A 10,074-nucleotide genomic window follows, 5' to 3' on the forward strand; every position below is an offset into this window, starting at 1 on the left:
CACCGCCTCGGCCCGTGCCGGGGCGAGCGCGTCCGCGTACCGCGCCAGAGTCCGCTGCGCCCGTCGACGGCACGGGACGAGGCGGTGCGGGCCTCGGCCGCGAAGTCCGAGTTCCTGGCCAAGGTCAGCCATGAGATCCGCACGCCGATCAACGGCGTTCTGGGCATGAACGCGCTCCTGCTCGACACCCGCATGGACGACGAGCAGCGCCATTACGCGAGCACCGTGCAGGAATCCGCGCAGAACCTGCTCCGTCTGCTGGACGACTTCCTCGATCTGTCGAAGGTCGAGGCGGGCCGTCTGAAGATCGAGAGGGTGGCCTTCGACCTGCCCCGGTTGTGCGACGAGGTCGTGGCCCTGTTCGCCCCGCACGCCTACCGGCAGGGCCTGTGGCTGACGCTCCGCCTGGCCGAGGACCTCCCCCAGCATGTGGTCGGCGATCCCGTCCGGCTCCGGCAGGTGCTGACCAACATCATCGGCAATGCCATGAAGTTCACCGTCCAGGGCGGGATCGACCTGGAGGTCACGCTGGAGGCGGACCCCGATCGATGTGCTGCGTCACTGGAGCCGGACCAGGATCGACGTGGCCTGTCGCTGGAGCCTGGACGCGATCGACATGCCCCGTCCTCCGCCGACCGGGCGACCTTGCGGTTCACCGTCCGTGACACGGGCATCGGTGTCGGCCCCGAGGACCGGGACCGGGTGTTCGAGACCTTCCGTCGGCTCGACTCGCCCATCACGCGCCGCACGGGCGGCAGTGGGCTGGGGCTTGCCATCAGCCGGCAGTTGGTCGAGCTGATGGGCGGCAGGATCGGGCTGGACAGCGTGAAGGGCGTCGGCAGTCGCTTCTGGGTGACCCTGCCCCTGGACGTCCTCGCCCGGACCGCCCCCGCCCACGAGGAACTGCGCGGTCGCCGCGTCCTCATCGCCGACGCGGACGAGGACAACCGGGACCTGGCGCGCCGCATCCTGTCCGGTGCCGGGCTGGTGGTGGAAGAGGCGGCGGACGCTGCCGCAGCCACAGCGGCGCTACAGGCCGCGGCGGCGGCCGCGTCGCCGTTCGACCTGGCCGTCATCGACCTCCACATGTCCCTCGCCGGGACCGGTACGCGTCCGGCCAGGCCGGACGACCGCGACAGGGGGTCACTGGCGGACGCCGTCCTCGCCGACCCCCAACTCCGAGCGACCAGCGTCATCGTGCTGATCACTCCGGGCCGCACCGGTGTCGCATGGCCGGCCGCCTCCCGCACCAAGGACCGGATCGTCCAGTCGGTGACCCTGCCCTTGAGCCGACGCCTTCTGCTGGCCGCGGTCCAGAACGCGCTCGGCACGAACGGGGCGCCCGACCCCCGGGCGCTCCTCCCCCAGCAGTACGACGGCGGAACACAAGATCACCCGGGCGTCGGGGCGCTCCCGGTCCGCCCGGTCCGCCCGGTCCGCCCGGTCCGTGTGCTCGTCGTCGAGGACGACGACGTCAGTTCCCAGGTCGCACGGCTCGTCCTGCAGAAGGCCGGCCACCAGGTCGACGTGGTCGACGACGGTGAGCGTGCCGTGCGGGCCGTCCTCCGCAAGCAGTACGACCTCGTCCTCATGGACTGCCAGCTGCCGGGACTCGACGGCCTCGCCGCCACGGCCGAGATCAGGCGGCGCCAGGCCGGAACCGAGCGCGTCCCGATCATCGCGATGACGGCGGCGGCCATGCCCGACGACCGGGTCCGGTGCATCGAGGCGGGCATGGACGACCACCTCACCAAACCGGTGGACTGGACGCAGGTGCTCGCCCGCATCGCCGTGTGGGTGGCGGCGGAACCGCCCACAGGGTCCGCCCCGTCGGCCACTTCGAGCGCACCGGCGGAGCTCGACGGTCTGCCCGCCGAGGACATCGCCGATATCGCGGACGCGTTCGCGGCCTCGACCCCCGACATCCTCGGCCGGCTCCGCCAGACGCTGGAGGCCGGGGACTTCGACGCGGCACGCCTGCTGGCGCACCGTCTCAAAGGCAGCTGCGCGACCGTGGGAGCCACCAGGGCGGCGGAACTCTGCCAGACCGTCGAAGCCGCCGCCGTCGCACGGCGGCCGTGGACGGCTCATGACGAAGCCCCGCTCCCCGCGGTCCTGACGCGACTGGCGGAGGAGATGCACCGGGCCACGCAGGAACTGCGCGGCCGGTGCTGAGGACCGGCTCCCGCCCCGCCGACGCGACGCCTCACCCCGACATCGGATCCGCCGTGCGGCGAAAGTTCGCTGGAACTGAAGGAACTTCGGCGGGAACTCAAGATCTGTCGTCCTGATGGTCAGGGGCTGACCCCGCGGGTTCACGGGGAAGTGGCGGGGGGCGGGCTTGGTGATTGCTCGCCGGGTGTGCGCGAGCAGCTCACGCGTCCCTGGGCTGTGCGTGCTCTTCCAGATCAGGGCGAGCAAGGCGGGCGTGACGACGTCATCGACGGTGCGGGCCGTGACCCGGCCGCGGTAGTGGGCGGCCATGGAGCCGCTGAGGACGGCGACGGCGAGCCCGCGGGCGGCAAGGTCCGCGACGGCGTCCGCGGCGCCGGCTTGCAGCGCGATCGCGGGTCGGAGGCTCCGTCCCCGTTTCGAGTGGGAACGACCGCTGCCGACGCTGATCAGCGGCGACAACGCCCTCACCGCGACCTCACCGCGACCTCACCGAAGGACGGGCCGGTGGCCGGGCGCAGGTCGTCCGGCGCCGGCCTGACGCCGACCGCGCCCCGAAGCACCCCACCTCGTCCTCCCCCGCATACGCCTGGGGCAGAACAGGCCTGCCACTGGCGCAGGCGACCGCACCGGGTGAGCGGTGTCTCACCGTCACGGCGTTGCTATGCAACGAGGTGCATAGCAAGATCGTGCGCATGGCACTCGAGCACGCGATCCTCGTGTCCCTGCTGGAGAAGCCGGGCTCCGGCTATGAGCTGGCCCGGCGGTTCGAGCGGTCCATCGGGTACTTCTGGACCGCCACGCACCAGCAGATCTACCGCGTACTCAAGCGGATGGAGAGCGACGGCTGGGTCGACGTCCGCGAGGTCCCGCAGTACGGACGCCCGGACAAGAAGGAGTACTCCGTGGCAGGGCCCGGACGGGACGCGCTCTCTGCGTGGCTCCATGAACCGACCGAGCCCGACAGTGTCCGGCACGACCTCGCGGTGAAGATCCGCGGCGCCGCCTTCGACGACCCGGCCGCCCTGATCAGTGAGGTCGAGCGACACCGACAGGCGCACACGGACCGCCTGGACCACTACCTCGCGGGCGCGGCCCGCGACTTCGGGGACCCTCCGGCGGACGGCCCGATCGACGCCGAACGGGAACTCCAGCACGTCGTGCTACGCGGTGGTATCGCGTACGAGCGCATGATGATCGCCTGGCTCGACGACGTCCTCGCCACACTCTCGGGCTTCGCCCCCGGTCACTGACCGGCCGAGCCGGCCCTCAGAACGTAATCCCAGAACGTGCCCCCAGGACGTAATCCCAGACAGGACCAGGGACCTGCGTTCGCACTCAACCCTCATCCCTCAACCCTCATCCCTCAGCCGAAAGGCGGCACTCATGACCGACGCGCTGCTCTTCAACCCGCGGACCTACGACCCCGCGCACTTCGACCCGGAGACCCGCAGGCTGCTGCGCGCCACCGTCGACTGGTTCGAGGAACGAGGCAGGCGCCGACTGATCGAGGACTACCGGACCCGTGCCTGGCTCGGCGACTTCCTCGCCTTCGCCGCCGAGGAAGGGCTGTTCGCGACGTTCCTCACGCCCGCCTCCGCCGCCGCGGAGGGCGAGGGCGACAAGCGCTGGGACACCGCCCGCATCGCCGCCCTCAACGAGATACTCGGCTTCTACGGCCTCGACTACTGGTATGCCTGGCAGGTCACCATCCTCGGGCTCGGCCCGGTCTGGCAGAGCGACAACCCCGCCGCCCGTGCCCGTGCCGCCGAACTGCTCTCGCAGGGCGAGGTGTTCGCCTTCGGCCTGTCCGAGAAGGCGCACGGCGCCGACATCTACTCCACCGACATGCTCCTGGAGCCGGACGGCACGGGCGGTTTCCTGGCCACCGGCTCCAAGTACTACATCGGCAACGGCAACGCGGCCGGGCTCGTCTCGGTCTTCGGCCGCCGCACCGACGTCGAGGGCCCCGACGGCTACGTCTTCTTCGCCGCCGACAGCCGCCACCCGGCGTACCACCTGGTCAAGAACGTCGTCGACTCCTCGAAGTTCGTCAGCGAGTTCCGCCTGGAGGACTACCCCGTCGCCCCGGCAGACGTCCTGCACACCGGCCGCGCCGCCTTCGACGCCGCCCTCAACACCGTCAACGTGGGCAAGTTCAACCTCTGCACCGCCTCGATCGGCATCTGCGAGCACGCGATGTACGAGGCCGTCACCCACGCGCAGAACCGCGTGCTCTACGGCCGTCCCGTCACCGCCTTCCCGCATGTGCGGCGGGAGTTGACCGACGCGTACGTCCGGCTCGTCGGGATGAAGCTGTTCAGCGACCGCGCCGTCGACTACTTCCGCACCGCAGGCCCCGACGACCGCCGCTACCTCCTCTTCAACCCGATGACGAAGATGAAGGTGACCACCGAGGGCGAGAAGGTCATCGACCTGATGTGGGACGTCATCGCCGCCAAGGGCTTCGAGAAGGACAACTACTTCGCCCAGGCCGCCGTCGAGATCCGCGGTCTGCCGAAGCTGGAGGGCACCGTCCACGTCAACCTGGCGCTGATCCTCAAGTTCATGCGCAACCACCTGCTCGACCCGGTGGCGTACGAGCCCGTCCCCACCCGGCTCGACGCGGCCGATGACGTCTTCCTCTTCCGGCAGGGGCCGGCCCGAGGGCTCGGCTCGGTGCGCTTCCACGACTGGCGGCCGGCCTTCGACTCGTACGCCCATCTGCCCAACGTCGCCCGGTTCCGCGAACAGGCCGACGCGCTCTGCGAGTTCGTGCTCAAGGCCGCGCCCGACGAGAAGCAGAGCCGGGATCTCGACCTGCTTCTCTCCGTCGGGCAGCTGTTCGCGCTCGTCGTCCACGGGCAGCTGGTACTGGAACAGGCAGCCCGCTCGGACCTCGACGAGGACGTGCTCGACGAGCTGTTCGCCGTCCTCGTGCGGGACTTCTCCGCCCACGCCGTCGAACTGCACGGCAAGGACTCCGCGACCGAGGAGCAGCAGCGCTGGGCACTCGGCGCGGTCCGACGCCCGGTCGTCGACGGCACGCGTTCGGAGCGGGTCTGGCAGCGCGTGGAGGCGCTGTCGGGGGCGTACGAGATGAGGCCCTGACGCCTTGGCGAACACGCCCGCGGAGTACGGGGTGGCGGCCACCCCGTACTCCGCACTCCGGCGTCTCAGCTTGTCGTTGAACCTCCGAGGGCCGTGGCGTCGCGGAGTCGAGTGCTTGGGCGGAGGTAGAAGAGTTCGGGATCTCCCTCGTCGAGGCCGTGGAGCAGACCGACGGGGTGCCAGCCGGCGTGTTGTAGGAGCTGTTGCATGGGGTGGTTGGAGACGTTGGTAGAGGTGAACAGCTTCGCGGTGGTGCAGATGGTCTCGACGGCCGTGAGGAGTTGTGCGCCCACACCTCGTCGGCGGGCACCGGGGGCGACCATCAGCATGGTGACGAAGCCCTGCTCGAAGAAGCTGTACTCCAGCACGCAGTAACCCAAGGGTCCCGATGAGTCTCGGGCCATGACGGCCACACCCTGTGCGCACCAGCGCCGGATGCTGTCCCGTCGTGCGTGGTCGCCTGCCGCCGCGACGGAATCGATCTTGGCCAACGCGGGCCAGTCCGATGGTTCCGCGCGGTCCACTTGAAGCCCGCTGAGGTTCTCGACATCCATGCGGTGCATCGTGGCAACGCAGGGGCGGTTGGCGCTTGCCATTTGGGTTCGGCGAGAGTCCGCGCCCCGTCTCGCGCGGGGTGGCCGGGCGGTCGTTCCGCGAGCCGAGCGGTCGGCCGGTGTCGGGACGGGACGGGACCGTTTCGGTGCATCGGCAGGGATGTCGGTCGGCACGCGGGTCTGTGTCAGCTGTCCCGAAGGCCGACCGCCAGCGTCAGTTCGAGGACCCGGTGCGGCGAGGCGAGGTCCGGGAACAGCTCCCGCAGCTGCGACATCCGGTACCGGACGGTCTGGGGATGGACGAACAGCGCCGCCGCCACCTCCTCCCGCCTCCCCTGGTGCAGGAGCCACGCCCGCAACGTCTCCTCCAGCCGCCGCGCGGTCGCGACGGGCAGGGTCCGCAGCGGGGCGAGCGCTCGGGCACGCAGGTCTGCGAACGCGTCCATGTCGGCGCTCAGCACCAGCTCGGGCAGGTGCTCCTCGGTGTCGCGAATGTCGGAGGAGAGGGAGCGCGCGCGTACGGCTCGTGCGTACGAGGCGGACGCACGGGTCCATGGCCGGGCCGGGCCGACCACCACGGTGCGGCCGGTCAGCTGCCTCAGGAGATGGGAACGGTCGGCATCGGGGACGAGCAGCACGCCGAAGGCGTCCGGCAGATCGTCGAGGACGAGGGTGCTCGGGTCGAGGACACGGTAGGCGGGCCGGGCATCGGCGGCGGGCAGCAGGACCGCGGTCAGCGAGACCGGAGGCTGCCACCCCGCCCGCTGAGCAGCGGCGAGCAGCGCGTCCGGGCTCGCGCCGGAGAGGAGGTCCCGGACCAGTTGCTCCAGGTGGCGCTCATGGGCCCGGCCCCGGGCGGCCAGTTCGTCGGCGTGGCCCGCGGCACTCGCGGCGGAGAGCTCGTCGATGTAGGCGAACGTCAGCTCGGCGAACTTGGCGACCTCGGCGGCGGGCAGACCCGCGGGTACGGCGCCGGCGGCCAGGCATCGCCAGGCCACGCGGGCGCCGACGCGGTAGGCGCTGAGCAGGGCGTCCATCGAACGGCCGTCGCGCACCTCGCCGCGGCCGAGCTCGTAGGCCGCGTCACCGGCGTCGCCGCCCGTGGGCTTGCCGCTCGCGAGGTCCAGATAGTGCCCCAGGGCGGTGCGGACGGCTCGGCGGATGGTGCCGCCCATGCTGCCCGAAAGGGCGTTGGCGTAGGGAGGGACCTCGTCGATGATCGCCTGGACGACCTCGTCGGCGGTGGTCCTCAGCTCGGCCCGCAGTGCGGTGACCGTCGTCTCATCGAGGGCCAATTCGGTGGCCCTCCGGATTGCATGGCTCATGTTTTGTTCCCTGCGAACAATTCCGCCGATCAGATTCACGTCCTACGGTCAGGACTTTACGCCCTGAGGCGCATCAAGCTGGAGGCATGACGAGTACAGCCCTCCGCAGCAGGGCGTGGAAACTGCTGGAGATGGTCACGACGCCGGTACTGCCGTCGGACTACCTCGACCTGGTCAGCCCGCTGCGTGCGGGCGCCGACCTGCGGGGGCGCATCGAGGCCGTGCACCCGGAGACGGCTGACGCCGCGACCATCGTGATCAGGCCGGGACGGGGCTGGCGCGGCCACACGGCGGGCCAGTACGTGCGGATCGGGGTCGACGTCGACGGGGTGCGCCTGTGGCGCGCCTACTCGCTCACCTCACCGACCGACCGCCAGGACGGCCGTGTCACGATCACCGTGAAGGCGATCCCGGACGGCAGGGTCAGCAACCACCTGGTCCGCAGGGTGAAGCCGGGCACGCTGATCCAGCTGGACCAGGCGACCGGTGACTTCGTGCTGCCGCGGGCCAAGCCCGCCAAGGTGCTCTACCTGACGGCCGGCAGCGGCATCACGCCCGTGATGGGCATGCTGCGCGACACCGAGTTCGACGACGTCGTCATGGTCCACTCCGCGCCACAGCCCCACGACGTGATCTTCCGCAAGGATCTGCACGACCTGGTCGCGGACAAGAAGCTGCGTCTGACCGAGCTGCACACCGACACCGACGGCATGCTCGACATCGCCCGCCTCGACGAGCTCGTGCCCGACTGGGCCGAGCGCGAGACCTGGGCCTGCGGGCCCGCGGGCCTGCTCGACGCCGCCGAGGAGCACTGGACCAAGCACGGCGTCGCAGAACGCCTGCACACCGAACGCTTCCGCCCCGGCATCGTCGTCACCGGCGACGACGGCGGTGGCGAGGTCACGTTCAGCACCACCGGCAGGACCGTCGACGCGGACGGCACCACGCCGTTGCTGGACGTCGGCGAAGGGGCCGGGGTGCTCATGCCGTCCGGGTGCCGTATGGGCATCTGCTTCGGCTGCGTCACGCCGCTCAAGGCGGGCGCCGTCCGCGACCTGCGCACCGGCGAGATCACCGAGGCCGAGCCGGGCGTCCTCATCCAGACCTGCGTGTCCGCCGCGGCGGGCCCTTGCGACATCGAACGGTAGGAGCACCTTGACCGCCATCGACCCCACCGCCCACCTGACCGCGGAGCAGATCGAAGAACTCGGTCGCGAGCTGGACGCGATCCGCGACGAGGTGATCGCCAGCCGTGGTGAGAAGGACGCCGCCTACATCCGCAAGGTGATCTCGGCGCAGCGCAAGCTGGAGCTGGCCAGCAGGGGCGTACTGCTGTTCTCGTTCTTCCCGCCCGCGTGGCTGATCGGCACCGCCGGTCTGTCCGTGGCGAAGATCATGGACAACATGGAGATCGGCCACAACATCCTGCACGGCCAGTGGGACTGGATGCGGGACCCGAAGATCCACTCCACCACCTGGGAATGGGACCACGTCTCGCCGGCCGACCAGTGGAAGCACTCGCACAATGAGCTGCACCACACGTACACCAACGTGATCGGCAAGGACAACGACCTCGGCTACGGCATCATGCGCGTCGACGAGGACCAGCGGTGGCACCCTTTCCACCTCGGCCAGCCGTTGTGGAACTTCATCAACGCCTGCTTCTTCGAGTACGGCATTGCCGCATACGACCTGGAACTCGGCAAGAACCTGCGCAAGCGCCGCCGCAACAACCCGGAGTTCCGCGCGCGGGCCAAGGCCGTGGGCCGCAAGATCCGCAAGCAGGTGCTCAAGGACTACGTGATCCATCCGCTGCTGTCGGGTCCGTCCTTCCTCACCACGCTCGCCGCCACGTTCACCGCGAACCTGGTCCGCAACATCTGGTCCCACTCGGTGATCATGTGCGGGCACTTCCCCGAGGGCGTACAGGTCTTCGAGCGCCGGTCGATCAAGGGCGAGACGCGCGGCCAGTGGTACCTGCGCCAGATGATGGGCTCGGCGAACATCAGCGGCAGCAAGGCCATGCATTTCATGACCGGCAACCTGTCGCACCAGATCGAGCACCACCTGTTCCCGGACCTGCCGAGCAACCGGTACGCCGAGGTCGCGGTGAAGGTGCGCGCGCTGTTCGAGAAGTACGAGCTGGAGTACGTCAGCGGACCGCTGCCCAAGCAGGTGCTCTCCGCATGGCACAAGGTCTTCCGGCTCTCACTGCCGAACAAGAAGCCGAAGGTCAAGACGCCGGACCGCGAACGAGAGCTCGCCGCGGCCTGATCCAGGTCTCCGGCTCGGACCTGGTGGGACCGGGCCGTCCCCATGCCTGTCGCGTCGGGTGCCGGGTACACGGTGCTTACACGTGCCGGGATGGCTGAAGGGGAAGGAGCCGGAGCAGTGGCGGTGAAGGCGATGGGATGGGCGCACTCGTTCCCCATGTCCAAGGGAGTACGCGCGGGGCGGGAGTGGACACGCAGGCGTCTGGAGTCCCTGGCCTGGGCCGCCGCCGAACCGCTCACCGTGGACGCCATCGTGCTGGCGGTGTCCGAGCTGATCACCAATGCGCACGTCCACGCGCACAGCGACGCACACCTGGTCCTCACTTGGGACGGCGACTGCCTCCATGTGAGTGTCCACGACGAGGACCCGACGCTGCCACGCCAGCGCGAACCGGAGCCGGGTGAGGTCTCCGGCCGCGGAGTGGCCATCGTGCGCAAGCTCGCCGACGAGTGGGGAATCAGGTGCCAGCGGCAGGGCAAGACGGTGACGGCGTGCTTCCGCCCCACAGATCCCGATCCCGATCCCGCTCCCCCTCCCGGTACCGATCCCGATCCCGATCTCGGTACCGATGTCGATCCCGATCATCGACCGGAGTGAGGATCACCTCGCCTGTCGGCGACGTCTTCCGGGCCGTCGGG

Annotated in this window: 8 protein-coding genes; 6 read left to right on the forward strand and 2 right to left on the reverse strand. The window is 70.0% G+C overall.

Going from position 1 to position 10,074, the window contains the following annotated elements; translation table 11 throughout:
- The 3 genes from AOK15_RS01455 to AOK15_RS01465 form a co-directional block, all read left to right on the forward strand.
- Window positions 1-2,175: response regulator (locus AOK15_RS01455; RefSeq protein ID WP_107099309.1), on the forward strand; the 2,175-nt coding region annotated here is incomplete at its 5' end.
- A 692-nt stretch (window positions 2,176-2,867) separates the two neighbouring features.
- Window positions 2,868-3,425: a PadR family transcriptional regulator gene (locus AOK15_RS01460; protein ID WP_055511846.1), complete on the forward strand. Its 558-nt coding sequence runs from the start codon at window positions 2,868-2,870 to the stop codon at window positions 3,423-3,425.
- Window positions 3,426-3,558: 133 nt separating this feature from the next.
- Entirely contained in the window at window positions 3,559-5,283 is a 1,725-nt protein-coding gene (locus tag AOK15_RS01465) for an acyl-CoA dehydrogenase family protein (RefSeq protein WP_055511848.1), read from the forward strand.
- Window positions 5,284-5,348: 65 nt separating this feature from the next.
- Here the strand turns inward: AOK15_RS01465 and AOK15_RS01470 are convergent, their stop codons facing one another.
- Window positions 5,349-5,837 (reverse strand): GNAT family N-acetyltransferase, encoded by a 489-nt coding sequence (locus tag AOK15_RS01470; RefSeq protein WP_055511850.1) that lies wholly within the window; start codon window positions 5,835-5,837, stop codon window positions 5,349-5,351.
- Between the two features lie 185 nt (window positions 5,838-6,022).
- The gene (locus AOK15_RS01475; protein ID WP_055511852.1) at window positions 6,023-7,162 is read right to left on the reverse strand and encodes a PucR family transcriptional regulator; all 1,140 of its coding nucleotides are present in this window, start codon (window positions 7,160-7,162) and stop codon (window positions 6,023-6,025) included.
- 86 nt (window positions 7,163-7,248) lie between these two features.
- Here AOK15_RS01475 and AOK15_RS01480 point away from each other — a divergent pair, with 86 nt between their 5' ends.
- The 3 genes from AOK15_RS01480 (at window position 7,249) to AOK15_RS01490 (ending at window position 10,033) form a co-directional block, all read left to right on the forward strand.
- Window positions 7,249-8,310, forward strand: coding sequence for a ferredoxin reductase (locus tag AOK15_RS01480; RefSeq protein WP_055511854.1), 1,062 nt, complete (start codon window positions 7,249-7,251; stop codon window positions 8,308-8,310).
- Window positions 8,311-8,317: 7 nt separating this feature from the next.
- Window positions 8,318-9,436, forward strand: a complete 1,119-nt coding sequence (locus tag AOK15_RS01485; RefSeq protein ID WP_055511856.1) for a fatty acid desaturase family protein — start codon at window positions 8,318-8,320, stop codon at window positions 9,434-9,436.
- A gap of 117 nt (window positions 9,437-9,553) precedes the next feature.
- On the forward strand, window positions 9,554-10,033 hold the full coding sequence (locus AOK15_RS01490) for an ATP-binding protein (RefSeq protein ID WP_240508259.1): 480 nt from the start codon (window positions 9,554-9,556) through the stop codon (window positions 10,031-10,033).
- Window positions 10,034-10,074: the final 41 nt, after the last annotated feature.

Origin of the sequence: Streptomyces ossamyceticus (assembly GCF_001418475.1) — a bacterium.
GTDB lineage: Bacteria > Actinomycetota > Actinomycetes > Streptomycetales > Streptomycetaceae > Streptomyces > Streptomyces ossamyceticus.